This is a genomic window from Psychrobacter sp. 1Y10, assembly GCF_052259005.1.
In the GTDB taxonomy this organism is placed as follows: Bacteria; Pseudomonadota; Gammaproteobacteria; order Pseudomonadales; family Moraxellaceae; genus Psychrobacter; species Psychrobacter saeujeotis.
Window position 1 is genome coordinate 501,098 of record NZ_JBQQES010000001.1, and the last position, 25,094, is coordinate 526,191.

The 25,094-nt window shown below is 43.3% G+C and carries 22 protein-coding genes; 12 read left to right on the plus strand and 10 right to left on the minus strand.

Annotated features, from left to right (window positions below):
- The first annotated feature begins 249 nt into the window (after window positions 1–249).
- The 4 genes from uvrB (at window position 250) to ACTXGH_RS02180 (ending at window position 5,707) form a co-directional block, all read left to right on the plus strand.
- The gene (gene uvrB, locus ACTXGH_RS02165) at window positions 250–2,361 is read left to right on the plus strand and encodes an excinuclease ABC subunit UvrB (RefSeq protein WP_299216926.1); all 2,112 of its coding nucleotides are present in this window, start codon (window positions 250–252) and stop codon (window positions 2,359–2,361) included.
- 244 nt (window positions 2,362–2,605) lie between these two features.
- Complete coding sequence (locus ACTXGH_RS02170) at window positions 2,606–3,658, plus strand: pyridoxal phosphate-dependent aminotransferase (protein WP_439260478.1); 1,053 nt, start codon at window positions 2,606–2,608, stop codon at window positions 3,656–3,658.
- A gap of 280 nt (window positions 3,659–3,938) precedes the next feature.
- The gene (locus tag ACTXGH_RS02175; protein WP_439295883.1) at window positions 3,939–4,991 is read left to right on the plus strand and encodes a pyridoxal phosphate-dependent aminotransferase; all 1,053 of its coding nucleotides are present in this window, start codon (window positions 3,939–3,941) and stop codon (window positions 4,989–4,991) included.
- A 335-nt stretch (window positions 4,992–5,326) separates the two neighbouring features.
- Window positions 5,327–5,707 (plus strand): hypothetical protein, encoded by a 381-nt coding sequence (locus ACTXGH_RS02180; RefSeq protein WP_439260482.1) that lies wholly within the window; start codon window positions 5,327–5,329, stop codon window positions 5,705–5,707.
- Between the two features lie 130 nt (window positions 5,708–5,837).
- Here the strand turns inward: ACTXGH_RS02180 and ACTXGH_RS02185 are convergent, their stop codons facing one another.
- Both ACTXGH_RS02185 and ACTXGH_RS02190 read right to left on the minus strand, forming a co-directional pair.
- Entirely contained in the window at window positions 5,838–6,224 is a 387-nt protein-coding gene (locus tag ACTXGH_RS02185) for a hypothetical protein (protein ID WP_439260484.1), read from the minus strand.
- Window positions 6,225–6,412: 188 nt separating this feature from the next.
- The gene (locus tag ACTXGH_RS02190; protein WP_439260485.1) at window positions 6,413–6,928 is read right to left on the minus strand and encodes a hypothetical protein; all 516 of its coding nucleotides are present in this window, start codon (window positions 6,926–6,928) and stop codon (window positions 6,413–6,415) included.
- 292 nt (window positions 6,929–7,220) lie between these two features.
- On the opposite strand from ACTXGH_RS02190, the gene recJ reads away from it, so the two are divergent.
- Window positions 7,221–9,044 carry a single-stranded-DNA-specific exonuclease RecJ gene (gene recJ, locus ACTXGH_RS02195; protein WP_439260486.1) on the plus strand — a complete coding sequence of 608 codons (1,824 nt, stop codon included), beginning with the start codon at window positions 7,221–7,223 and terminating at the stop codon, window positions 9,042–9,044.
- Between the two features lie 30 nt (window positions 9,045–9,074).
- Here the strand turns inward: recJ and ACTXGH_RS02200 are convergent, their stop codons facing one another.
- The 7 genes from ACTXGH_RS02200 to ACTXGH_RS02230 all read right to left on the minus strand — a co-directional run bounded on the left by ACTXGH_RS02200 (window position 9,075) and on the right by ACTXGH_RS02230 (window position 16,448).
- On the minus strand, window positions 9,075–9,740 hold the full coding sequence (locus ACTXGH_RS02200; protein WP_439260487.1) for a trimeric intracellular cation channel family protein: 666 nt from the start codon (window positions 9,738–9,740) through the stop codon (window positions 9,075–9,077).
- Between the two features lie 24 nt (window positions 9,741–9,764).
- Window positions 9,765–10,400, minus strand: coding sequence for a trimeric intracellular cation channel family protein (locus ACTXGH_RS02205; RefSeq protein ID WP_439260488.1), 636 nt, complete (start codon window positions 10,398–10,400; stop codon window positions 9,765–9,767).
- A gap of 101 nt (window positions 10,401–10,501) precedes the next feature.
- On the minus strand, window positions 10,502–11,611 hold the full coding sequence (locus ACTXGH_RS02210) for a multidrug resistance efflux transporter family protein (protein ID WP_439295882.1): 1,110 nt from the start codon (window positions 11,609–11,611) through the stop codon (window positions 10,502–10,504).
- A gap of 33 nt (window positions 11,612–11,644) precedes the next feature.
- Complete coding sequence (gene queE, locus ACTXGH_RS02215; RefSeq protein ID WP_439295881.1) at window positions 11,645–12,376, minus strand: 7-carboxy-7-deazaguanine synthase QueE; 732 nt, start codon at window positions 12,374–12,376, stop codon at window positions 11,645–11,647.
- Between the two features lie 326 nt (window positions 12,377–12,702).
- Window positions 12,703–13,524 carry a 2,3,4,5-tetrahydropyridine-2,6-dicarboxylate N-succinyltransferase gene (dapD, locus tag ACTXGH_RS02220; RefSeq protein ID WP_439295880.1) on the minus strand — a complete coding sequence of 274 codons (822 nt, stop codon included), beginning with the start codon at window positions 13,522–13,524 and terminating at the stop codon, window positions 12,703–12,705.
- A 125-nt stretch (window positions 13,525–13,649) separates the two neighbouring features.
- A complete protein-coding gene (locus ACTXGH_RS02225; protein ID WP_439260492.1) occupies window positions 13,650–14,576 on the minus strand; it encodes an alpha/beta fold hydrolase in 927 nt (308 codons plus the stop codon).
- Between the two features lie 114 nt (window positions 14,577–14,690).
- Complete coding sequence (locus ACTXGH_RS02230) at window positions 14,691–16,448, minus strand: amidohydrolase (RefSeq protein ID WP_439295879.1); 1,758 nt, start codon at window positions 16,446–16,448, stop codon at window positions 14,691–14,693.
- Window positions 16,449–16,763: 315 nt separating this feature from the next.
- Here ACTXGH_RS02230 and arsS point away from each other — a divergent pair, with 315 nt between their 5' ends.
- From arsS to ACTXGH_RS02250, 4 genes are all read left to right on the plus strand, one after another.
- Window positions 16,764–17,735: an arsenosugar biosynthesis radical SAM (seleno)protein ArsS gene (gene arsS / locus ACTXGH_RS02235; protein WP_439295878.1), complete on the plus strand. Its 972-nt coding sequence runs from the start codon at window positions 16,764–16,766 to the stop codon at window positions 17,733–17,735.
- 229 nt (window positions 17,736–17,964) lie between these two features.
- Window positions 17,965–18,774 (plus strand): DUF547 domain-containing protein, encoded by an 810-nt coding sequence (locus ACTXGH_RS02240; RefSeq protein ID WP_439260495.1) that lies wholly within the window; start codon window positions 17,965–17,967, stop codon window positions 18,772–18,774.
- A gap of 20 nt (window positions 18,775–18,794) precedes the next feature.
- The gene (locus ACTXGH_RS02245) at window positions 18,795–19,517 is read left to right on the plus strand and encodes a TIGR04283 family arsenosugar biosynthesis glycosyltransferase (protein WP_439295877.1); all 723 of its coding nucleotides are present in this window, start codon (window positions 18,795–18,797) and stop codon (window positions 19,515–19,517) included.
- 17 nt (window positions 19,518–19,534) lie between these two features.
- Complete coding sequence (locus ACTXGH_RS02250) at window positions 19,535–20,167, plus strand: TIGR04282 family arsenosugar biosynthesis glycosyltransferase (RefSeq protein WP_439295876.1); 633 nt, start codon at window positions 19,535–19,537, stop codon at window positions 20,165–20,167.
- Window positions 20,168–20,350: 183 nt separating this feature from the next.
- On the opposite strand, the gene mtnP is transcribed toward ACTXGH_RS02250, so the two are convergent.
- On the minus strand, window positions 20,351–21,283 hold the full coding sequence (gene mtnP / locus ACTXGH_RS02255; protein ID WP_439295875.1) for an S-methyl-5'-thioadenosine phosphorylase: 933 nt from the start codon (window positions 21,281–21,283) through the stop codon (window positions 20,351–20,353).
- 215 nt (window positions 21,284–21,498) lie between these two features.
- On the opposite strand from mtnP, the gene ACTXGH_RS02260 reads away from it, so the two are divergent.
- The 3 genes from ACTXGH_RS02260 to ACTXGH_RS02270 are packed head-to-tail and all read left to right on the plus strand — an operon-like array spanning window position 21,499 to window position 25,091.
- A complete protein-coding gene (locus tag ACTXGH_RS02260; RefSeq protein WP_439260501.1) occupies window positions 21,499–22,530 on the plus strand; it encodes a TAXI family TRAP transporter solute-binding subunit in 1,032 nt (343 codons plus the stop codon).
- The gene (locus ACTXGH_RS02265) at window positions 22,511–23,035 is read left to right on the plus strand and encodes a DUF1850 domain-containing protein (RefSeq protein ID WP_439260502.1); all 525 of its coding nucleotides are present in this window, start codon (window positions 22,511–22,513) and stop codon (window positions 23,033–23,035) included. The genes ACTXGH_RS02260 and ACTXGH_RS02265 overlap by 20 nt, the downstream gene beginning before the upstream one ends.
- Window positions 23,007–25,091, plus strand: coding sequence for a TRAP transporter permease (locus ACTXGH_RS02270; protein WP_439295874.1), 2,085 nt, complete (start codon window positions 23,007–23,009; stop codon window positions 25,089–25,091). Before ACTXGH_RS02265 ends, ACTXGH_RS02270 begins: the two co-directional genes overlap by 29 nt.
- Window positions 25,092–25,094 lie beyond the last annotated feature (3 nt).

Sequence of the window (25,094 nt, forward strand, 5' to 3'; positions counted from 1 at the left end):
AAGCTTTGTAAATTTGGTCGTAATTAAAGGTACTGTGACTAGCATTATCAGCTCAAATTTTCTCTATCTACTATTAACGAATATGAGTCTGTCGAAAGTTGATACTTCGAGGCCCATTTTTAACAGTTTGCTCAATCATAATGTTAGTACACCTGCTATCTATAACTAAGGATAAAACTTACTATTATCCTTTAAAAAGAGCAGTTTAACCCCCATATTATTTTAAACTTAACGAGGAAGAAAGCCATTATGCGAATGCCTGAACCGCGCTCGTCGCGTCAGTTAAACCAATTGGCCACTCAGCTCCAAGGCGAAGCTGAAATCGTTGGTGTCAATGCGTCTGGGACGCAAATATCAAGTCGCGCCTTTGAGATGGTCACCGATTTTGAGCCAGCGGGTGATCAGCCGCAAGCGATTGAAAAACTGGTCAAGGGTATCGATAAGGGTATGGATGAGCAGTTGCTACTTGGGGTGACCGGTTCTGGTAAGACTTATACCATGGCTAAGGTCATCTCCGAATGCCAACGTCCAACCATTATCATGGCACACAACAAAACCTTGGCTGCCCAGCTATACGGTGAGTTCAAAGCGTTTTTCCCTAATAACGCGGTTGAGTACTTTGTCAGCTACTACGACTATTATCAGCCTGAAGCTTACGTTGCAGCGAGCGATACCTTTATCGAAAAAGACAGCGCCATTAATGATCATATTGATCAGATGCGTCTATCAGCGACACGTGCGCTACTTGAGCGCCGTGATGCTATTATTGTGGCTTCAGTATCGTGTATTTACGGTTTGGGCGATCCAGAAAGCTATCTAAAGATGCTGTTACATGTCGTGGTTGGAGACAAGATAGACCGTACTGCAACCATTAAGCGTCTGGTCGAGATGCAATATACACGCAATGAATTAGACTTTGGACGTGGTACTTATCGATTGCGCGGTGAGCTATTAGATATTTATCCTGCTGAATCTGAGCAGTTGGCTGTGCGTGTGCATCTGTTTGACAATGAAGTCGAAAAAATCACATGGTTTGATCCCTTGACAGGTAAAACCGTACGTAGCGTACCGCGCATCACTATTTATCCAAAATCTCATTACGTAACCCCTCGTAATAAATTAGAAGCAGCCAGTCATACCATTCGCGAGGAGCTTGAGCCGCGTTTAGAGTATTTCCGTGATAATAATAAGTTGATTGAAGCTCAGCGTCTCAAAGAACGCACCCAGTATGATCTTGAGATGATTCAGCAGCTTGGCTACTGTAATGGTATCGAAAACTACTCGCAGCACCTCTCCGGTCGCCCCTCAGGAGAGGCGCCGCCGACTTTATTTGATTATATTCCAGAGGATGCGTTATTGTTCCTCGATGAATCGCATGTGACCGTTTCGCAAATTGGCGCGATGTATAAAGGCGATAGATCGCGTAAAGAAAACTTGGTCAATTATGGTTTTCGTCTGCCAAGTGCGATGAATAATCGTCCGATGAAGTTTGAAGAATGGGAGCGTATCAAGCCCAAAACCATTTATGTGAGTGCCACGCCTGCGTTATATGAGCTTGAGCACAGCGAACAAGTGGTTGAGCAAGTGGTGCGCCCAACGGGTTTGATTGATCCAGAGATTGAAATTCGTCCCGTGCTCACGCAAGTCGATGATGTGTTATCGGAGATTATCAAACGCCGCGAAAAAGATGAACGCGTACTGATTACGACGTTGACCAAGCGTATGTCAGAAGATCTGACCAGCTACCTTAAAGAGTATGATGTCAAAGTTGCCTATCTGCATTCGGACATTGATACGGTTGAACGGATGCAAATTATTCACGAGCTGCGTACTGGCGTACACGATGTGTTGGTCGGTATTAACTTATTGCGTGAAGGTTTGGATATGCCAGAGGTGTCGTTGGTTGCGATATTTGACGCCGATAAAGAAGGCTTTTTGCGCTCTGAACGCTCCCTCATTCAGACTATTGGTCGTGCAGCGCGCCATTTAAATGGTAAAGCCATCCTCTATGCTGATCGTATTACGCCCAGTATGCAAGCGGCGATAGACGAAACGGATCGTCGTCGTGATAAGCAAATTGCTTTTAACCTTGAGCACAACATCACACCAAAAGGCGCGCGCCGTAGTATCACGGACAAGATTGACACGGGCGAAAGCTTGGATGCCAATGACAATCAAGTGATTCCAATTAAGAGTCATCTGCCTGATGTCGATATCAGTATTTTGCGCAGTCCTGATCTGCTGGCTAAAGAAATCAATCGTCTTGAGAAGCTTATGAAGCAGTTTTCTCGTGATTTGAAGTTTGAGGATGCAGCGAAAACAAGGGATAAGGTATTAGAGTTAAAAGCGCATTTAATCTAATAGTTTATTTAAACCGTAGTGAGTATCCGTCTTATTTAGCGGTTAAAGGATAAGTTGCATCTTTGCAATTTATCCTTTTTTATTGGCTGCTAAATGCTTGAAAGTAGAAAGATTTTTGTGAAATATAACTAATAACTAATGTTTGGGGTCTAGAAAACTTGTAATCATACCAAATGCCACTTAATATGATATCAATCATCAAATTTGATTTTATCTTCCACTGATATTTAGGCGTATCGTTCCTATGCATAATAATAAATTTTTGGAGTTAAACGCGAATGAAAACTCGCTCGGCATGTCGGATTCTGCCAAACAGGCCGTTACGGAGTCTTTAAGTGCAGGTTTTCGTTATCCAGACAATCCACGTGCTGCACTCATTAACAAAATTGCCACTATGCATAATGTGGCAGAAAACCAAGTCTCGTTAGGTAATGGCTCGACTGAAAATATGCGAGCTACCATTCAAATGCTGCAACACAAAGCATTTAAAGAGGGCAAAGAGTTCCAAATGGTAATTCCTGTGCCAACGTTTGATTGTGCTGAGATGTACGCAGATTCTATTGGCGCCTTGGTAGTCAAGATACCTTTAACGGCCGAAAATTATGATTTAGACTTACAGAATCTGCAAAAAGCTGCTGATGAGTTTGATGGAATTAGTTTACTTTATCTTTGTAATCCTAATAATCCGACAGGGACTATTACCTCAACGGCCAAGCTTAAAACTTGGATAAGTAACGCACCAGACAACCATTACTTTTTATTGGATCAAGCGTACTTAGAATACGTGACAGACCCAACCTTTGAAAGTGGATTTGAGTGGGTAAAACAAGGATTGTCAGATAACCTTATTGTCATTCATACTTTTTCAAAGTTATATGCTTTAGCCGGTATGCGAGTGGGCTACGCGATTTCTAACCCGCAGGCTATCGCTGCTGTTGAAGCGTTTATGTCTATGGATAACACCAACTTGTCAGGTGCGGTCGCTGCTCTTACGACCTTAGATGATATAGATTTTTTGAAGCTAAGTTCACGCACAACTAAACAATCCCGTCAGATGGTTGAAGCAGCATTAGACGAGCTTGGACTTCGCTATTTACCTTCACAGACCAACTTTATTTTTCATGAAATCAAAGGAGATTTGCGCACATATATCAATAGGATGCGTGATAGTGGCATCAAAGTAGGTCGCGAGTTTCCTCCTGTGACAGGGTTCAACCGCTTAACACTTGGCACACCTGATGAGATGACAGTATTTATTAAAGTACTAAAGTCATTTCGTGAAAAGGGCTGGGTGTGATTAATGGTTTAAAAGATTAGTGCGTTTAACAGGACCAATCAATATTGAAAAAGGTGAGGTGCATAAGTTGCGTCTCACCTTTTTTATGGCGTGTTCAAAACTAAAAAATGCTCTTTTGACCATATTAGTTACTCTAGAAGCTAGGTAAAATTGCTTCCAGTAGCACTCAATTTTTTTAAAATAAATCAATAGGAAGAAACCTTGTAATCAGATGTAATGCCACTTAATATGACACCCATTCACCCCATCACCCACCTTCAAATCAGGTCTATTATCCATTGTGCATACTTATAACTTACTAGAGTTAAACTCTAACGAAAACTCACTTGGCATGGCAGACTCTGCCAAACAAGCTATCTTAGAATCTTTTGATATCGGGTTTCGTTATCCAGACGATCAGCGCGCAGCTCTTATTAATAAAATTGCTGAGGTCAACGGCGTAACAGAAAGCCAGGTCTCACTAGGCAACGGCTCCAGCGAAAATATCCGAGCCGTCGTGCAAATGCTACAAACCAAAGCTTTAAAAGCAGGCAAGCAATTTCAAGTCATCGTGCCTGATCCTACTTTTGCTTATGCAGAATTGTATGCACTCTCTATCGGCGAGTCTGTCGTAAAAGTACCACTAACGCCTAACAATTACGATTTAGATTTTGACAACCTGCAAAAAGCAGCTAATGAATTCGATGGCATCAGCTTGTTTTATCTTTGCAATCCTAATAATCCAACGGCAACTATCACTGTAACGGACAAGCTAAAAGCCTGGATAAAAGATGCCCCAGCGAATCACTATTTTTTACTGGATCAAGCTTATTCAGAGTACATTACCGACCCAAGTTTTGAGAGTGGGGTTGAGTGGGTAAAGCAAGAGCTATCAGCTAATCTGATCGTCGTTCGTACTTTCTCAAAACTATGTGCGCTGGCAGGTATGCGCATGGGCTATGCCATTGCCAATCCGCAAACGACCGCTGCTATCGAAGCTTTTATGTCCATAGATAACACCAATTTATCAGGTGCAGTGGCCGTCATTGCGACCCTAGATGACGAAGAGTTCTTGGCGCGCAGCTTACGCATTACTAATCAATCACGTGAAATGGTTGAGGCGACGTTAGATGAGCTGGGTCTGCATCATTTGCCTTCACAAGCCAACTTTATTTTTCATGAAGTTAAAGGCAATGTAAAAGTCTACATGGACAGAATGCGAGAGCATGGCATTGTGGTCGGACGCGAGTTTCCACCAATTGAAGGTTTTAGCCGCCTAACACTTGGCACACCTGATGAGATGGCGGTGTTCATTGAGGTATTAAAGTCGTTTCGTGAGAAAGGTTGGATTTAGTTGACGATGTAAAAGAGATTAATTAGCACTAAAATTAATACTTAAAAAGGTGAGTTGCATGGTTTGCAGCTCGCCTTTTTTATGTAGTTGTTATTTGATAGATATACTGACTAAACTCATCTGACTTCTATAAGCTAACATTTGTAAACCTACTTTAATATCAAGGCTAACGACTGCCTTTCACCATTACCAACTGCAAACGCACAATTACATTTTTTGTCTTAAAAACAAAGTAGACATCTTATAATATAAAAAATAAGACACGGTTTGGGTCATGATTGTATTTATGATTATGACCGTTTTACTGACAATAGACACAAAGGAGTATTTGACAGATGGATATTAAAGACATCTTCAAAAAAGAAGTAGAAAAACAGCTGCTCGATGTAGAAGATTACATCTTTACGCCTGAACGTATTGACATGGCTATTGATAATGGTGAGCTCAATTGCGTGTTGAACAGTGATGGCTCTGTAAATATGTTTTATACCAAAGAAGGCATTACAGATGTGCGGGCCGCAGCGCGAAAGCATCCCTTTACTGCGTTTGAAACTGAGCTGCATCATGGTATTTATGATGATGTGATTGAAGATTTAGTCGATGGCGTAAACGACATTATCAGCAGCCATTCTAAATATTTCCGTCCGTCTAGGGTCTTGCCTATGGGTGCTTCTTTAGGTAATGACGGGGTAATTACAGATGCTGATAAATACTAGACAGTAAAAGCTAAACAGAATAGACGTTAGAAGTATCAGATGCTAGAGAGGTTAAACGCTAGTCATTGCCAACACCCAATGTGCTTATTGATAGAACACATTGGGTTTTTTGCTTAAATGAATGGAACACTTATTGAGTGAAGCTTGCGTAGCAAGACTGCAACGATTTGGCAACCACACGTGTGACCAGCTGTGTTCGGTACGCAGGATCAATGGCAGCATTACCTAACTCAACGATAGTAACTTGCTGCGGAGCTTGCTCACTGACGCAGCCACAAACCTTACTTTTTACCGCTTCTTCTTGTGTTTCAGTCATAGCTGCGCTTGCAATACGCCAAGCACTTTGATTTTCAATTTGACTACGGCATTGGTTGTCAATAGCGGCTTTAAACACGTTCATACCGATTTCATTGGCGGTACCTATTGCAGTGTTTGCATTGGTATTGGTCCCTGTTGTTGTACATCCAGCCAAGGTCAGTGAAGCAAGAAGCGCAGTTGAGGCTAGGGTTTTTTTCATGATTGTTCCTTCAAGGTGTTTAGTAGGGTCTAAATTGAGGCACGTTAGACTGCATTTATGAATCACTAATAAAGCCTAACGATATATTTTGGCTGATTAAGAACTAAAAAACCAGCTAAGATAAAGTATCTTAACTGGTTTTATTTCATCATTACAGTGAGTTGAGTATTCAACAGTCTCTAATGGTTTTAAACATTTTTACCGTGTTGTTTATTCTGAATATCTTTTGCCAGCTTGTAGCATTCGTTGATATGGTCAGTCGCAATTTTTTTGAAAATCATGTAGCCCATCGTAGCTGCTACCATCTGACCGCCAAGTGGAATGAACTTAGTGACTTGTTTCGCCGCAATACGACCACCGAAGCCTTGTACGGTCTTTTTGACAATACCGCGCGTTGCCATAAGTCCTGCAAAATCAACAGTACGATCTTTTAAAGCGCTCCAATGGATTGCCCGTGAATCTAAATCTACCGCTGACTCACGTCCTTCAATCAGACCAAAGCGTTCGCTAATTTCAGGTAACAACTGGGTAAGCATACCAGCATCAACTGCAACATCAAAAAATGGCACAGGGACGACCGCTACACCAGCAGAGTATTTGGCACGCTTTTTGACCAATTTTTTACATTCTTTTTTGACTTGTTCTAAGTCTAAGTTTGGATCGATGGTATTTGGTAGTTTTTCAGCTGCTGGAGTGGTTTTCATAAAGCTTCCTTATAAAAAATGAAAAGTTTAACAGATAACAAATATCTCAGATGGTTACCATTTTATGGATTTATAGTCAGCTTACAATCATTGCTTTGTATCAAAATGCAGAAAAACACACTTACTATGCACAGTTTTTGTAAAAACGTAAATTCTGAAATATAAATTTGGGTTAAAATCATTAAAGAGCATGGGCAAGTTAAAGCGTATAAATTGCTATAATTATTTATTATGTACTCAATCGTTATAAATTCCCGTTGTGACCCTTTGTGAAAGCCAGTAGAATACGGCTATGCTAAATTTGACCCCTCGTTATACCAGCACTCGCATCGACGAGCTGCCCTCTGCCTTGCAACCCCTTGCTACTCAATCGCTTACGCTTGCACGTTTGTATGCAGGGCGCGGTATTACTGCGCTTGATGAGCTTGAAACGGGTTTGTCTGGACTACTACCAGCTGAGAGGTTGCACGGCGTTACCGAAGCGGTGCGTTTATTAGATATCGCCATTGATGAAGGTCAGCGTATTCTTATCGTTGGCGACTTTGATTGTGATGGCGCGACCAGTACTGCGCTGATGATGCGTGCGCTCACCAAGATGGGCGCGGTCGTTGATTTCTTAGTACCAGATCGCTTCAAATATGGTTATGGATTGACACCTGAGATTGTCGAGCTGGGTATTGAGACTTATAAGCCCGATATGATAGTTACTGTTGACAATGGTATCTCAAGTCATGAAGGGGTTGCCCGTGCGCAGGCTGAGGGCATTATCGTCATTATTACCGACCATCACCTTACGACCAAAGAGACACCGCCTGCTGAGGCCGTAGTGAATCCTAATCAACTCGATTGTGATTTTAGCAGCAAAGCATTGGTAGGGGTCGGCGTGGCGTTTTATGTACTTGGACGTTTGGCAAAACTACGGCGTGAAGCTGACAAATCTACCATCCAAGTCAGTCAATATTTAGATTTAGTGGCACTTGGTACGATCGCCGATGTTGGCGTGCTTGATAAGAATAACCGTATCTTGGTACATCATGGGCTAAATGCCATTCGTCAAGGGCGCTGCTGTATAGGTATCTTAGCCCTGCTTGAGCAAGCGGGTCGTGACCCTAAACAATTACATGCACAAGATTTCGGTTTTGTTTTGGGTCCGCGTATTAATGCCGCTGGGCGTATGGACAATATGCGTATCGGTATTGAATGTTTATTGACTGAGGATTGGGGCACTGCCCAGCGCCTAGCGCAAGAACTTGAACAGCTAAATCGTACGCGACGTCAGGTAGAAGGCGAGATGCGCGCGCAAGCTGATGGCATTGTGCAGGCATTGACGGCTGATACAGACAACGATAAAGATAACAATCAAGTTATTCACTCTGGTAGCCCTATTAACAACAAATCTAGCCGCTCTAGCAAGCGTAGTATTATTTTATATCAAGACGATTGGCATCAAGGCGTCATCGGTATCGTTGCTGGACGTTTAAAAGAAAGTCATTATTTGCCCAGTATCGTTTTCGCACCAGCGGATACAGAGCGTACTGGAGATGATGATGCGATCAAAGGCTCAGCGCGTTCAATTGCTGGCGTACATATTCGTGATGCCATTGAGCAAGTAGCGGAGCGCTATCCTAATTTAATCAGTCATTTTGGTGGTCATGCGATGGCGGCAGGTTTGACTATCAAACGTAGCAACTTTGATGGTTTTGTGACGGCGTTCAATGAAGTCATGGCAGAGGTGGACAATACAGTATTCGCCGAGCAAAAATTCACCGATGGGCCATTACAGGCAGGCGATTTTAGTTTATGGTTCGCAGAGCATTTAGCACATGCCAGTATTTGGGGTCACGGGTTTGTACCGCCGATATTTGATGGTGTATTTGAAGTGTTAAGCTTCAAAATCTTAAAAGACAAGCACCTTAAACTGTCGTTGCGTTATCCTGAAGTGCAATATCCGATTGAGGCGATTTATTTTAACTTTGATAGCAGCGCTTGGGACTATCGCGCCGAAAAAGTGCATTTGTTATTTCAGCTAGATATTAATGAATGGAATGGCAAACAAAGCTTGCAGCTTATGGTGAGAGATTTGGCACTTGTAAAAGAGACGGTAGAAGCAGGCTAGGGTATTGAATAAGCTTGTCATTGCATATCTTTAATACTTCCATTCGAGGGTCGGAAACTGCCAGTCATAGCGAATGGCAAGCATCCTCAAGGTAAAGATAGTTGTCATAGCAGAGATATCAGCAGCCCAATCAGCTACGCCTAGATTCTGCAACGCAAAGTAGAGAATACCGCCCGTCAATGCAGCAGTAATATAAATCTCTTGCTGGAGCACTAACGGAATCTCATTACAGATCATATCGCGAATGATACCGCCGACAATGATTGTAATGACGCCCAGTAACAACGCCACGGGGACATTGGTTCCCATACTATCGGCAACCTTGATACCGATTAAAGTAAACGCTGATAAACCAATCGTATCAGAGAGTTTTAAAAACTTATCGACCCGTTTTGAATTGGGATGGAAAAATATTTGCATCGCTAATGAAGAGATAGTGATAACCGTAAGGTAACTCATATCCACCATCCAAAATAACGGATGACGATCCAAAATCACATCACGTACCGTACCACCGCCAATTGCCGTCACTATCGATACCAGTAAACAGCCAAATACATCGAAGTTTTTATGTTTGGCCAGTATCGTACCAGAAATACTACAAGCAATAATGCCGATCATATCAAACAGATATATCAAAGAGCGTGGGTCAAAAGTGGTAATCAGTTCCGTAGGGTCCAATGCTATCGTTAACATGAGAAAATCTCACTAAAATTCATTCTAATCAACCAAACGAATAGAAGGCAGATGCCAATCAAAGCGCAATGCTAGCATCCGTACTGCAAAGATAACACCAAGCATGATAAATTCATTGAGTCCTGCATCTACACCTAGGCGCTCAAGTAGTAAATAAGTTACTGATCCGGCGATACTGGCAGAGATATAGATCTCACGCTGTAGCACCAGTGGTATCTCATTACAAATAATATCACGTAGCATACCGCCGATAATGGCGGTCCAAACTCCCATCATAATGGCAACGATCGGAGACACATCTTGGTGTAAAGCAACTTTAAAACCAATGACGCTAAAGGCGGCTAAACCAATGGCATCGAAGAGCTTGAGCGCGTTATCGATCTTATGATACAAATGAAAAAAGATTTGTAGAATCAAGGACGTCACGGTAATGACAATCACATAATTGAGGTCGGTCATCCAAAATAAAGGATGGCGATCTAATGCCATGTCACGTATTGTACCGCCGCCAATCGCATTAACCATCGATACCAAGATGCAACCAGCAATATCGAAGCCTTTATGCTGTGCAAGTAAGGTTCCTGCAATCGCACAGGCGATAATACCAACCATGTCCAATAAATATAATAAAATATCAGGAAAAATCAAATCATTAACCATGGTTATATTACCAAATCATAAACATCAAAATGGTTGGATGTTTTTTGAGCTGTTGTTTTATATATGATTTAAACGAAATTCGCCTCATATTAGATCGTCGTTTAGCCATCTTTAGCAAACAGTATCAAACCTACGATAATAAGCACAATACCAAACAAGCCCATGGCTGATGGCAGCGGATTACCCAGCAAGATCATACCACCGATCAGAGCAAAAATAATCTCACTGGCTTGGGTTGAGTCAACGCCCGCCACCTCACTTGACGTGACTGCTTGTTCGCGCGCATACAAAAAAAGACTGGTCGCCGCTACGCCTGATAATAGCGCAACCAGTAGGGTATTAAACACCTGCGCGCCACCCGGTAACTCAGGACGCACTATAATGCCTAATACCAACCAAAATGGCAAACTACCCACAGTCATTAACCATACTTTGTTAAATGCATTCTGTAATAGGTCTGTCTCGATAACCGGAATACAGCCCATCAAGGTTTGTAGATTGGAGGTTTTTGTAGGGGCATGATTGATGCCATGCTCACTAAGAGCGCTCGAATCATCATGAGCACTGGCCAATAGGGCGGTCTCAGCACGCATAGGATGTGATGACTGCTGGTCAGCTTGCGTGTTGGCCTTGTATTGCTTGGCATTATAAGAAGCCTGCCAGACCAACTGATTGCCAATGGGGTAGCTAAACGCGGCAATCAGTGCTGGGAGCGCACCGTACAGCAACATTTGTGTCAACGGGATGGTATTGGCATTATTGGGGGCATGTAGACCTTCGCTGATATTAACCAACACCACGCCAGCAAATACTACCAGCGCATAGACGACAAATTTTTTATCAAAGCGCTGACCAAATGCCAGTAACACCAACAGGCTAGATACCACCGTAAACATAAAGGTTGCGGCCACTACCCAACCACTGGCATGGTCACCTGCATAACAGATGCCTGTATAAAACACACCAAAGCCGATACTGCCAGTGATACACCAAAATACCCAATGCTGTCGAAAAACTGACCACAGCGCGCTGATGCGTCCCATGCCGTGCTGAATCGCAATCATTACTGTTAGCAATAGCAGCATAAATACATAGCGCAGGCTGGCTGACCAAAACCAATGACCACCAGCTGCACTCATCAGCTCATTTAACACAAACGTTGAGCTAAAAAACGCACCAGCCAGTAGGCCTAACAAAATCAATCTGACCATTCCTGTGTCCTTACAGTAGGCTTTAATTATGAGTTATTTACCTTTGGCATCTGCCCAAATTATCTTATGTAATTGCAATTGAAAGCGTACTGGCAGTGCATCAGCGAGCATCCACTCTGCCAGTTCACGAGCTAGTACTGGCACGTCAGGGCTAGCCTCTTCACTGGCATCATCTGCTACATTAAACATAGGTGAAAACCAAACGGTATCGACCAATGTATCAAGCTGATGCTCAAGCAGCATCGTCTTTGCCCAATCGTAATCAGTGCGATTCATAATGACAAACTTAATTTGATCATGCTGAGTTAAGTGGTCAAGATTTGACCATAGGTTTTTATCAACCTCCCCTGAGCTTGGCGTCTTAAGGTCCATGACTTTACTGACCGCTGGCGGTACGTTTTCTACCGTGAGCGCACCTGCTGTTTCAAGAGAAATTTCATAGCCGCCGTCTAATAGGCGTTTAATCAGTTCAATGGCATTTGGCTGCGCTAAAGGCTCGCCGCCAGTAAGGCAAATGCGCTTGCAAGGATAACCTTCAATCGTGGTCATAATGGTTTCTAATGCTTGACGTTCACCGCCGCTAAAAGCATATTCAGTGTCACAGTAGACACAGCGTAGCGGGCAGCCAGTCAGGCGCACAAATATCGTCGGTAAGCCGGAGGTAATCGCCTCGCCTTGTAGAGAGTAAAAAATCTCTGTCAAGCGCAGGCCTGCGGTCGGATCAGTGACGGGAATATAAGTGTTTCTTAGAGAAGACTCATTCATAGTATTATCAAACAGAATAAGATGTCGATACCGTGGTTAAATGTCTCAAATATACAAACTAAAAATAAAAAATAGGCTAAATCAGAGAGGCTGTTACCATATGGTTATCAGACAATATAAAAATAAGACACAAGAGAGCTGACAAGTTTAGGGACTTGGCAAGTGACATGTGCAAGTTGGGTATTACTTTTTAGATAGGATAGGCATATTTTATGCCGAATTATAGCGTAAGATGGCTTATTAAGCTGCAAAAAAGATGCTGAAGCTTATCTTCAGCACCTTGGTGTTTCTCTTGGCTATCTGGTTAAATGCTTTTATAAAAACGCTTATGCCAAGCGTAATAGCTCGTTAACTGAAGTTTTAGCACGTGTCTGCGCATCTACTTTTTTGACGATGATAGCGGCATATAAGCTATATGTACCATCTTCAGAAGGTAGTGAGCCTGGTACAACAACTGAACCTGCTGGTACACGGCCGCGATAAGTCTCACCAGTTTCACGATCATAAATGCGCGTAGACTGACCGATATAAACCCCCATAGAGATGACAGCGCCTTCTTCGACGATCACGCCTTCAACGATCTCAGAGCGCGCACCGATAAAGCAGTTGTCTTCAATGATAGTAGGATTGGCTTGTAATGGCTCAAGTACGCCGCCGATGCCTACGCCGCCTGATAGATGCACGTTTTTACCGATTTGCGCACACGAGCCAACCGTTGCCCATGTATCAACCATCGCCCCTTGATCGACATAAGCACCGATATTGACATATGACGGCATCAGTACCGCACCTGCAGCGACAAATGAGCCTTTACGAGCGATTGCTGGCGGTACAACGCGAACGCCAGCTTCTTTAAACTGCGCTTCAGTCCAATCGGCAAACTTAGTGGGTACTTTGTCATAAAATTGTACATGTTCGCCAGCTGGCATGACATAGTTGTCGTTAAGGCGGAATGATAGCAAGACCGCTTTTTTGGCCCATTGATTGACGACCCATTCACCATCCTTTTTTTCAGCGACGCGTAGGCTACCGTTATCAAGCTGTTCTAACACTTGCTCAATGGCGGTGCGTACGTCTTGTGGCATCGTACTTGGACTGTATTCGTTACGGTTTTCGAAAGCTTGCTCGATGGTTTGTTGTAATGACATAAAGGGTTCCTAAAATTAGTAAAAGGGAAAGTTTGTAAGGAAATAAGGACGTTAACTTAGACAAAAAACATACTTGCCGTATTGTCGCTAATTTAGCGAATTTTAGCAAACCAAGTCAGTATTCATTACGCACTTAAATGTTTTATCCAATTTAAAATATCATGATAGACCACGCTATGATCTTGCTCATGTAGCGGTTCGTGACGCATGTTAGGGTATAAACGCGCGTCAGTATTTTGAAAACCTTGCTTGTTTAAGTTTTTGGTGATGTTACGAATACCGCGCCCCATATTGCCGATGGGGTCGTTTTCGCCACTGACAAATAACATGGGGAAGCTCTTGTTGATGGTGGATGCCCAGCGTTTATGTAGTCCAGCCTTCATCAACGCAAACAGGGTCATAAAGCCATTGTTGGTAAATTCAAAGCCAGTTAGCGGATCGGCCTCATAAGCTTCGATATTGTCAGTATTTTCACTTAGCCAAGCAAAGGGAGAAGAAGACAGGCGTTCACTAAGCTTGGCATTAAGTACCTTATTCATAATTTCAGCAAATACGGTGTTTTGTTTTTTGGGGGCTGTTTTGGCAAGAATAGCATTCAACGGCAGCAGTACTTTTACAAGTGGGTTGGCATCAGCAGTCCCCATAAGAATGGCACCTGTAAAGTCTTGCGCATGATGTTTAAGTACCACACGCACAATAAATGAGCCCATAGAGTGCCCCATAATAAAATGCGGGACGTCAGGATGACGCTCTTTTAAGGTGTTTGCCATGATGATGACATCTTTTAATAATGATTGTGCTGGATGTTCATTACCAAAAAATCCTAGCTCGTCTGATGACTTAATTGTACGACCATGACCGAGCTGATCATAAGTGGCAACTGCGATGCCGTGATCGGCTAAAAACTGCGCAAAATCGCTATAGCGGCCGCTATGTTCTGCCATACCGTGTACGATTAATAAAGTCGCTTTGATGTCGTCTTTAGGTTCAAAAAACGTATGGTGCAGATAATGGCTGTTGTCAGATGAGGTGATCGGCGTCGATGTACTCATAAAATTCCCTGATAAATCAAATAGGTCAAAAAGGTCACAATAAAGATGACGACAATACCGTCACGTGTTAAGACATAACGGTAAAAATAAGCGTCATTATACTTAAATATTGGCTCAACGTTGATAAATCGTTTTGCCTTCTTTGATGGTTTGAACTACCTCGATATCTTTAATGCTGTCAGGCGCCGCTGTCAATGGATTGGCGTCCAAAATGACCAGATCAGCCAATTTGCCTGGCGTTAAAGTGCCTTTGCTGTCCTCTTCAAAGTACTCATATGCCGCATGTGAAGTGGTGGCTTTTAACGCTTGATAGGGGCTGACGCGCTCATCACGACCGATAATCTGGCCGCTACGCGCGGTGCGATTGACCGCTGACCATACGGCGAATAATGGATCGACTGGAGTCACGGTATCGTCTGAGTGATTGGTAAATTTCAGCCCCATCTTATCAGCGGTCGCAAGTGGACTTAAAAAGTTGGCGCGCGCTTCCCCTAAATTTTTGACATGCACGTCTCCCCAAAAGTAGGCGTGATTGGTAAAAAATGACGGCAGCATGTTATATTTTTTAAAGGCCTCTAGCTGATCCATTCTGGCAAATTGCGCGTGAATGGGTACGGTGCGGCGATCTTTGTCTAGTGGTTGTCCGGTTTTGTTTGCGGCATATTCGTGGGCTTTGATGATCATATCAGTCGCCGCATCGCCATTATTATGAATAAATAATTGGTTGTCGCGCGCATAGGCTTTAGCAAACATCTCGTTCAGCGCATCTTGGCTCACGCTTGGTAGTCCTCGGCAGTCTGACTCACAATCGGGTACTGGGGTCAGATACGGCTGGCTAAAATACGCCGTCTTGCCTTGCGGTGAGCCGTCGGCGATGATTTTGGTGCCTTGAACCTTAAAGCCGTTTTGGTAGGTTTTCCAGACAAGGTCTTTATCGGCTAAGTTTTCATCCAAGTCGCTGACGCCAGCGAGCGACACCAAATCAATCTTTAATTTACCGGCATCGGCTTGCGATTGAAAAAACTTGATCGCATCGCGCGTGGTTGAGCCATCTTGCGCGGTGGTGACGCCATGCTGAGCATAATAATCTTGGGTTTGCTCAAAAAACTCTGCCTGATTAGGCTCAAGGACCTCTAGCATCTTACGCACAAACGGATACATGGCGGTTTCTTGCACCAAGCCATTGGGCTCACTACTGCCTTTTACGCGAGCGATATTGCCGCCTTCAGGGGCTTCGCTATCAGCGTCAATACCCATAGCCGCAAGCGCTTTTGAGTTGGCAACGCCCATGTGCCCGCTGGTATGCTGCAAATAAACGGGATTGTTGGGTAGCGCTTTATCGATCTCATCTTTGGTCGAGTGACGATCCTCGTCAAGTTGACTTTCATCATAGCCCCAGCCGTAGATCCACTCGCCATCAGCGATATTGTTGTCTTTTTTATAAGCGCTTAAAGCCTCTAGCATTTTATCAATACTATCAACCTTGCCGACGGGCGGCGGATTGAGGTTCACTTGTCCCATGGTGTTTGAGACCATACCAAAGTGGCTGTGCGGATCGATAAAACCTGGTAGTAAGGTTTGGTCTTTTAGATCTACTTGTGCTGCGTTTTTATATTTTGATTGGGCAGAATTCAAGCTTCCAACATAAGCAATTTTGCCTGCTTGAGTAACTAAAGCTTCAACCATTCGTGGCTTATCACTCTCCATCGTAATAATATTACCATTATAGTAAACAGTCGCTTGGGCAGCTGTTGTCTGTACCACCGCCGGATTGGCTTTTTGATTATCAACATTCTGATTAACAGTACAGCCAATGATGCCCATAATCCCAAGGCTTAATAAAGTTGGTTTTATAAATATATTCGTGGTCATTATGCTGTTCCTAATTGTATTAAATATATAGCTGGATGAATGTAACCAATCTAACGATAAAGCCTTATATGGTCAATGTTATTTGGCTATTTATATTACTTTACAATATTGATAAGCATTTAGCAGTGAGAAACAAACGCTAATGCTGATAAAAATATAAAACATATTAATGAAAATATACAAAAGAAAATAAGGTATTATTGATTAGATTAACTTTATTTTGACGGTGAATTTATAAGATTATTTTTGTGACGTTAAAATCTTAGCTATGTCTATTTATACTAAAGAGGACTGACAATTGGGTTCTATATCATTATGAAATCTACCATTGAATTACTCGAAGACACTGACTTTCCTGCTATTAAAAGACGAGGACTTACTGTCCTACAAGTTAATATGGGTTATCTATGTAATATGTCTTGTGTACATTGTCATGTTGCAGCCAGTCCGTACCGAACGGAGATGATGTCGCGTGAGCTGATTGAGCTTATTCCAAAAGTGCTACAAACACAAAATATCGATACGCTGGATTTGACTGGCGGCGCCCCTGAGATGCATGAGGACTTTAAATATTTAGTCAAGGCGGCACACAAGCTTGGTGTCAAAGTGATTGATCGTTGTAATTTGACAATTTTGATGGAAGAGGGATATGAGGATATCGCTCAGTTTTTGGCAGACCATGAGGTTGAAGTGGTCGCCTCCTTACCTTGTTATTCGCTAGAAAACGTCGATAAACAGCGTGGCAAAGGCGCGTTTGATGACAGCATCTTAGGTCTGCATAAGTTAAATGCGCTCGGTTATGGCAAAGACAACCCCAACCTTGTGCTCAATCTTGTCTACAACCCGCAAGGCGCAAGCTTGCCGCCCAATCAACAGCGACTAGAAGCGGACTATAAGCGCGAGTTAAAAGAACATTTCGATATTGAGTTTAATCAGCTGTTTGCCTTAACCAATATGCCGATCCAGCGCTTCGGTGCGGTGTTATTGGCTAAGAACGAATTTCATCCTTATATGGATTTACTCAAAGACAATTATGACGCTCGTAATTTAAATGACGTCATGTGTCGCTCGACGATTAGTGTCAATTGGCTGGGTGAGTTGTTTGATTGTGACTTTAACCAACAGCTACAGATACCAGTACCGAATAAGTCTCGTCGTCATCTTAGAGATTTATTAACGCAATACCCTGCTGGTGATGATATCGCTATTGCCGATCACTGTTATGGCTGTACTGCAGGACAGGGTAGTAGTTGTGGCGGTGCTTTAGAAGAAGAGAAAGAAACGTAGTTTAAGATTATTTTTAACCATTTTTATTCAACACACCTCAGTCATTCTTAAATAAAAATTCACGAGTTTTACTCCAAGCGATTGTTATAAATTTTTTGTAGCCTCTGTCTGTGAATGCGCCGCAAGCAAAAAAATTTACATCAGTAGCAATGTAATACTTTTAGACCAAATCTACTATGTCAGTAGCTACGGAGCGCGTTCCATGTTTACCAATAAGGCACTTTTATCTATGACCTCAATATCTATGGTCTCAACGACCAAAGCTCTTCTCGCTGCCACAATTATGCTATCGAGCGCCGCTTACGCTGATTTTAATCACAGTAGCTGGGATAGTTTGCTGGACAAAAACGTCACTATGACCAATGGCGGTAAAGCGTCTGTGGTCAACTATGCTGGCATGAAAGCAGACAACGGCAAGTTGAGTAGCTATTTGAATGCCACAAGCAAAGTCAGTCAGGCAGAATTTAACCGCTGGAATAAAGATGAGCAATTGGCCTTTTTAATCAATGTCTACAATGCTGCTACGATAGAGCTGGTGCTCATAAAATACCCTAATATCAAATCCATTAAAGATATCGGTGGACTACTAAGCTCACCATGGAAGCAAGACTTTATTCCGCTACTTGGCAAAACCCGTTCGCTAGATGATATTGAGCATAACCTTATACGCGGCTCAAAACGTTATAACGAACCGCGCATTCATTTTGCGGTCAACTGCGCCAGCATTGGCTGTCCAGCCTTATTGGACGATGCTTTTACCGGCAAGAAGCTAGAAAGACAGTTAGAGCAAGTCACCAATAAATTCTTAGCAGACAGCAGTCGCAATCGTCTTAAAGGTAGTACGCTTGAGGTGTCACCGATATTTAAGTGGTATAAAGAGGACTTTGAGACGAACTGGCGTGGTACTAACGACTTAGAAGGGTTTTTGGCCCGTTATAGCTCGTCTTTGGGTCTTAATAAATCACAAACTGCTGACCTAAAAGCTGGCAAAACCAAAATAAGCTACACCAATTATAATTGGAACCTAAATAAGAGATAAAAGGTTGAGTACTGCTAACTATGACCGCCACACCTACTGTTTCTATTGTTGTTCCTATATTAAATGAAGCGGACAATTTACCAAAGTTGTTTGAGCATTTGCATCAATTGACTGCAAAACCGCAGCAAATCATCATCGTTGATGGCGGATCGATAGACGGCTCTCTTACACTGGCTCAAAGTCTCATGACAGAGATGATAACGATTCAGCAGTCAGCTATCGATTGGCAAGTGCTAGCTTTTAGCGCTGGTCGTGCATTGCAAATGAATAGGGGTGCGGCATTGGCTACTGGTGATGTACTGCTATTTTTGCATGCAGATACGAAGTTGCCAGACCACGCTATGACTGAGATAGCATTGGCTATTACACAAGCTAAGTGGGGACGTTTTGATGTGCATTTGGACAGTAATAAACTGCTGCTGAAACTCGTTGGCAGTATGATAAATCTACGCTCACGACTCAGTGGCATTGCCACAGGCGATCAGGCAATATTTGTTAGGCGACGAATTTTTGAGCAGCTTGGCGGTTACCCCAATCAAGCGTTGATGGAAGATATCGAGCTGTGCAAACGTCTAAAAGCCATCGGCAAACCTGCTTGTTTAACCAGCAAGGTCGTGACTTCAGCACGGCGCTGGCAGCAGAACGGCACTTGGCGCACGATACTACTAATGTGGCGATTACGCTTCGATTATTGGCGCGGTGTTTCGGCGGATAGCATAAGGCGACGTTATTACAAAAACTAGATGACAATACATATCCTATGCCAAAAGACACCCTTATCATTATCTTTGCCAAGTTTCCTGCTCAGGGTATGGCAAAAACCCGTCTGCAACCGGCGCTTGGGGTTGCAGGCGCTGCGCAAATAGCGCGCAAGTTGCTTTTACACAGCATAGAGCAAGCCGTCGCTACTGGTCTAACCGTTGAGCTTTGCGTGAGTCCATCACCAAGCGATTCATGCTGGCAAACGCTTAATTTACCCGGGTCAGTACAGTGGTCAGGGCAAGCAGAGGGTGACTTGGGGAAACGTATGTTAACTGCTAGCCAGCAAGCTTTAGCTCAATTTAAGCAAGTTATATTAATTGGCACTGATTGTCCTAGTCTTAGCACGACTCAAATTCGAAGGGCCGTGCGGCAGTTAAAAACGTTTGAAAGCGTAATAATCCCAGCCTTTGATGGCGGTTATGTGCTTTTTGGTTTTAAGCAAGCTTGTGCCAGTCTATTCTCAAATATCGAGTGGAGTACCGCTAGTGTCGCTACGGTGACGCAGCAGCGTATTACAGCATTGAATTGGTCGCTGGCGTTATTAGAGCCATTAAACGATATTGATGAGCCTGCGGATTTAAAATACCTGCCCGTAGGCTGGCTGGACGGTTATAGAGTGACTAATAGCTAATTTATGACTATTTGAATATTTTTTCGTAGGCTGTGGCTTTAGCCCAGCATCTTAACTTTGCATAAGTAGAGCGCTGGGTTAAAAACCCAGCCTACAATGACTTCCCAAAGATAAAAAAGGCCATCAAATGCTTTGATAGCCTTTTATGTGTACAAAAAACCTATAAATTTAAGGTTTCAACCATTAAGGAAGTAACGTTGCCAGTCTTGTTTTGGTTTGCTCATCCATTGCTGTAACGGGCGTGACTAACGCTTGGGCAAGCGCAGTATGGGCGATGGATTTAGGCTGTTCAGCAGCGAGTAGCGCGACTGCTTGCTTAATAACTTGCTGGGCATTGTCGGCATTTTTCATCAGGTTCTGAATGGCGTAGTCAGCACTGACAGCTTCCTCGGTAGGATGCCAGCTATCGAAATCGGTCACTAGTGCCAAGGTGGCATAGGCGATACTGGCTTCACGCGCAAGTTTTGCCTCTGGCATATTGGTCATACCGATAATGTCAGCATTCATTTGCCGATACCAGTGTGACTCCGCACGAGTGGAGAACTGCGGCCCTTCGATACATATATAGGTCGCTTTTGAGTGGCACTGTCCATCGACAATATGCGCTTTTTTATAAGCTCGCAGCAAAATATCTGCTACTTTAGAGCATAATGGATCAGCCATCGATACATGAGCGACTGCACCATCACCAAAAAACGTACTAACACGCTGCTTAGTCATATCAATCATTTGATCAGGGACGACCATATCTAGAGGTTTTAGTGTTTCTTGCAATGAGCCGACCGCTGATACTGAGATGACATAGCGTACGCCTAAGGACTTTAGCGCATAGATATTGGCGCGATAGGGTACTTCTGACGGGGATAATCGGTGTCCTTGACCATGCCGCGTTAAGAATGCGACCGTTATGCCATTCATTTCACCCAATACAATTTGATCAGATGGCTTACCAAAAGGCGTTGGAATAACAATGCTGCGCTTATTAGTCAAATCTTGCATCTGATACAGACCACTACCACCGATGATGGCGATATCAGCGGAATGTTGAATAGTTGTAGAGGTGCGGTCGTTTAAATACGCTTTATTTGCAACTTGGCTATCTTTTATTGTGCTCATCCTAATTGGCTTCCAATTGGTTATCAATGTGGGGTCAGCATAACCTATATTTTTTCAAAAAATAAATCACTATTACTAAGTACCTATAGGTATAACACGAAAAATTCGTTAGATATCATTTTTATTTGGAGTGAGTTGCGGTATGCTTACAAGGTTATGAAGCAATTAGATTAATTGATAACCAAAAATAGTCTTAACCATCAAGGAAGAAATCAATGAAATTGACCAGTAAGACGGCTCTAATGATAGCAATGGTTGCCTCTAGTTTGGCATTCACAGCATGCTCTAATACAGAAAATGAAACAGCAAGCGCTGAGGATTCAGCGGTCTCTGGCGAGTCAGAAACCACTGCGGCTACTGCGAATGATAAGCTGGACACAAAGTTTGTCACCATAGCCACAGGCGGCGCATCTGGCCCTTATAATATCATTGGCACTGCATTGTCTGAGGTTTATGCCAAAACCTTTGGCGTTAACTCAAAGACGCAGACGACAGGCGCCTCAGTTGAAAACGTCAACCTATTGACTCAAGGCAAGGTTGATATGGTACTGGCGCTGAGTGATGTCGTCACCGATGCGGTTGAAGGTAAAAACAACTTTGATCAGCCAATTGACAACATTCAACAGATCGCTGTGTTATACCCGAATGTGGTTCAGATCGTGACGTCTCAAAAGTCAGGTATCAAGAATATCGAAGATTTGCGTGGTAAGCGTATCGCAGTAGGCGATCAAGGTTCAGGCACAGAAGTCAACGCTCGAACCCTATTAGAAGGTTTTGGTATTACTTATGATGATATCGATGTGGATTATCTAGGCTTTGCTGAAGCAGCTGATGGTATGAAGGCTGGTAAAATCGAAGCGGCGTTCTTTAGTAGTGGTCTACCAAACTCGTCATTGATGGAGTTAGAGCAAGGCTTAGACTTGCAGCTGATCACGATCGATCAAGACAAGCTGAATGACATCATCGCAACCAAACCTTATTTTAAGACTTTTGAGATTCCTGCTGGTACTTATGGCAACGATACTGCGATACCAACTGCAGCGATTATGAATGCATTATTGGTGAGTTCAGACTTATCTGAAGACGATGGTTATAAGCTCACCAAGGCTTTGTTTGAAAATTTAGATGGTCTAAAAACAGCGCATCAAGCGGCCAACGATATCAGCTTAGAGTCTGCTAATACCGGTATGGTAGCGCCGATTCATCCTGGCGCTAAAAAGTACTACGATGAGCAAGCAGCCAAATAAACGTTTATGGCTATTAACTAGCGCGGCACTGGTTGCTGCGCTAGTTTTTTTTGTGCTATGGGCCAGCTTATCACGTCAGTCCGTCATCGAAGTGCAAGTTGATACAGTGACTTGTTATTTTACTGAACCCGACTTTGAGCTGCGCTGGATTCATTCTGTAGAAAAGCAGTGGTGGGAGGAGCAGTATCAGCGCACAGACGATGGTCTGCTGTTGACCACCACTTATTTTGAAGCGTTTGGCGCAGGTACGCCTTCGACTGAAGCGCTAGCCCCCATACAAAAACCTGGCTATTTGGGTTATCAAATCAATGAAAAAATGCCAAGTCTGAATTGGGTAGTGTCTAGGCTGACCAAGGGTGAACTAAATTATGCCGACCATCGGCTTTTAATTCACGAATGGGCGCCAGATTATTCTGAAGTAACGATTACGCCCAAAGCGTATCATTTAATTGATAGATTAAAAAAGGATTTTTGTCATGAACTCTCAAGTGACGGATCACGATAATGTGACAACGATATCAGCCAATCAAGCTGATCTGCCCATACATGCCAACACCCATGCTGATACCAATGTAGATGCTGAGCTTGACGCGCAAGCTCATAATCAAGCCATATTAGAAAAGTATGATCGAGAGTCAATCACCCGTCAAATCACTCAAGGTCCAGTCAAGTATTTTATCGCTGGAATTTGCATTTTATATTCTATCTTTCATTTGTATATCACCTTTAATCCGATGCCAGCATTGCTACAACGCTCTGTACACGTCGGAGTTGGATTTGCCCTGATATTTCTTATCTTTCCAGCGAGTAAAAAAAGCAGCCGTAAGCGCGTAGCCTGGTATGACTGGATATGGTTTATGCTGTCCTTGTCAGGGATGGCCTATCTGATATACGAGTATCAAGACATTGTGACCTCACGTGGCGGCATGGCCAATCAGGTTGATGTGATATTTTCTATTATTACGGTCATCTGTGTACTCGAAGGTAGTCGACGTATCACAGGCTGGATACTGCCCATACTGGCGTCGATATTTTTGGCTTATCCATTTATCAGTCATCTAGATTTTATGCCTGATCGATTGCTCACGCGTCCTTATGATATGGGCGATATTTTTGGTCAATTATTTTTAAAAACTGAAGGTCTATATTCTGTCGCGATTGGCGCATCGGTAACGTTTATCTTTTTGTTTATTCTATTCGGGGCATTTTTAGCGCGCTCGGGCATGGGTCAGCTGTTTAATGACTTGGCACTTGCGCTAGCTGGTGATAAAAAAGGCGGACCTGCAAAAGTCGCGGTTATCTCTAGCGGCTTTATGGGCAGTATCAATGGCTCAGCGTTATCGAACGTTGTTAGTACTGGAGCGTTTACTATCCCGCTGATGAAAAAGGTCGGTTATCATAAAGACTTTGCAGGGGCAGTAGAAGCAAGTGCGTCGGTTGGTGGACAGATATTGCCGCCTATTATGGGAGCCAGTGCTTTTATTATGGCTGAGACAACAGGCTTGCCGTACAGTACCATTGCTTTAGCCGCTCTATTACCCGCAGTACTCTATTATCTGGGTGTCATTGCCCAAGTGCATTTTCGTGCAGGGCGCCGCGACCTAAAAGGCATCGCTAAAGAAAACTTACCAGCCGTCAAAGAGGTATTAAAAGCGCGTGGCCATATGCTACTACCGATTGTGTTTCTAATATTTTTATTAATCAAAAACGTACCGGTCGGCTATGCAGCGGCCTATACCATCGGTTTTACAGTCGCAATTAGTATGATACGCAAAGAGACCAGAATGGGGTTCTCCGATATTTTAGGCGCACTAGAAGATGGTGCTCGTCAGTCGCTGGCTGTGATGGCTGCTTGTGCGGTCGTCGGGGTGATTATTGGTGTGGTCAGCTTGACCAGCTTTGGGACGGTGATGACCTCATCCATCGTGACATTAGGAGCGGGGTCGTTGTTCCTCACCTTAATCTTGACCATGCTGGCCTCGATGGTTTTGGGGATGGGCTTGCCGTCTATTCCTGCTTATATTATTACAGCAACGATGGCAGCTCCTGCGCTAGCAGGTTTTGATATTCCGATTTTGTCAGCGCATATGTTTGTGTTTTATTTTGGTATTTTTGCCAATATTACCCCGCCTGTGTGTCTAGCCGCCTTTGCTGGGGCGGGGATATCTGGTGGTGATCCGATGAAGACAGGATTCTTATCGTTAAAGTTAGCATTGGCCGGATTTATCGTGCCGTTTATGTTTATTTATAGTCCGACGATGCTGATGATAGATCCAACTGGTCTAGCGGTTACAGCAAAAGACTTTCCGCTGCCACCTATCTTTGACATAGTGACAGTCGTATTGACATCGGTAACAGGTGTTATTGCCTTAGGGGCCGCGTTAGAAGGGTATTTTAAAGGTGCTATGAGTCCACTCACGCGTGGCGTATTGACCATCGGCGCGTTACTACTGATTTATCCTGAGCTTACGACAGGATTAATCGGGGGAGTAATAGTATTAATCGTGGCGGTATTTAATATAAAAACAGCTGATAAGCCAACGCCAACTCTAACTGTTTAAAGC

Bases quoted from the DNA above. Each gene is read 5' to 3' on its own strand.
- ACTXGH_RS02200 (WP_439260487.1), bottom strand. From the start codon at position 9,740: ATGTTAACGATAGCATTGGACCCTACGGAACTGATTACCACTTTTGAC.
- dapD (WP_439295880.1), bottom strand. From the start codon at position 13,524: ATGTCATTACAACAAACCATCGAGCAAGCTTTCGAAAACCGTAACGAA.
- ACTXGH_RS02230 (WP_439295879.1), bottom strand. From the start codon at position 16,448: ATGACCACGAATATATTTATAAAACCAACTTTATTAAGCCTTGGGATT.
- ACTXGH_RS02205 (WP_439260488.1), bottom strand. From the start codon at position 10,400: ATGGTTAATGATTTGATTTTTCCTGATATTTTATTATATTTATTGGAC.
- recJ (WP_439260486.1), top strand. From the start codon at position 7,221: ATGCTAAATTTGACCCCTCGTTATACCAGCACTCGCATCGACGAGCTG.
- ACTXGH_RS02240 (WP_439260495.1), top strand. From the start codon at position 17,965: ATGACCTCAATATCTATGGTCTCAACGACCAAAGCTCTTCTCGCTGCC.
- mtnP (WP_439295875.1), bottom strand. From the start codon at position 21,283: ATGAGCACAATAAAAGATAGCCAAGTTGCAAATAAAGCGTATTTAAAC.
- ACTXGH_RS02180 (WP_439260482.1), top strand. From the start codon at position 5,327: ATGGATATTAAAGACATCTTCAAAAAAGAAGTAGAAAAACAGCTGCTC.
- ACTXGH_RS02270 (WP_439295874.1), top strand. From the start codon at position 23,007: ATGAACTCTCAAGTGACGGATCACGATAATGTGACAACGATATCAGCC.
- ACTXGH_RS02260 (WP_439260501.1), top strand. From the start codon at position 21,499: ATGAAATTGACCAGTAAGACGGCTCTAATGATAGCAATGGTTGCCTCT.
- ACTXGH_RS02250 (WP_439295876.1), top strand. From the start codon at position 19,535: ATGCCAAAAGACACCCTTATCATTATCTTTGCCAAGTTTCCTGCTCAG.
- ACTXGH_RS02245 (WP_439295877.1), top strand. From the start codon at position 18,795: ATGACCGCCACACCTACTGTTTCTATTGTTGTTCCTATATTAAATGAA.
- ACTXGH_RS02225 (WP_439260492.1), bottom strand. From the start codon at position 14,576: ATGAGTACATCGACGCCGATCACCTCATCTGACAACAGCCATTATCTG.
- ACTXGH_RS02190 (WP_439260485.1), bottom strand. From the start codon at position 6,928: ATGAAAACCACTCCAGCAGCTGAAAAACTACCAAATACCATCGATCCA.
- uvrB (WP_299216926.1), top strand. From the start codon at position 250: ATGCGAATGCCTGAACCGCGCTCGTCGCGTCAGTTAAACCAATTGGCC.
- queE (WP_439295881.1), bottom strand. From the start codon at position 12,376: ATGAATGAGTCTTCTCTAAGAAACACTTATATTCCCGTCACTGATCCG.
- ACTXGH_RS02170 (WP_439260478.1), top strand. From the start codon at position 2,606: ATGCATAATAATAAATTTTTGGAGTTAAACGCGAATGAAAACTCGCTC.
- ACTXGH_RS02185 (WP_439260484.1), bottom strand. From the start codon at position 6,224: ATGAAAAAAACCCTAGCCTCAACTGCGCTTCTTGCTTCACTGACCTTG.
- arsS (WP_439295878.1), top strand. From the start codon at position 16,764: ATGAAATCTACCATTGAATTACTCGAAGACACTGACTTTCCTGCTATT.
- ACTXGH_RS02265 (WP_439260502.1), top strand. From the start codon at position 22,511: ATGAGCAAGCAGCCAAATAAACGTTTATGGCTATTAACTAGCGCGGCA.
- ACTXGH_RS02210 (WP_439295882.1), bottom strand. From the start codon at position 11,611: ATGGTCAGATTGATTTTGTTAGGCCTACTGGCTGGTGCGTTTTTTAGC.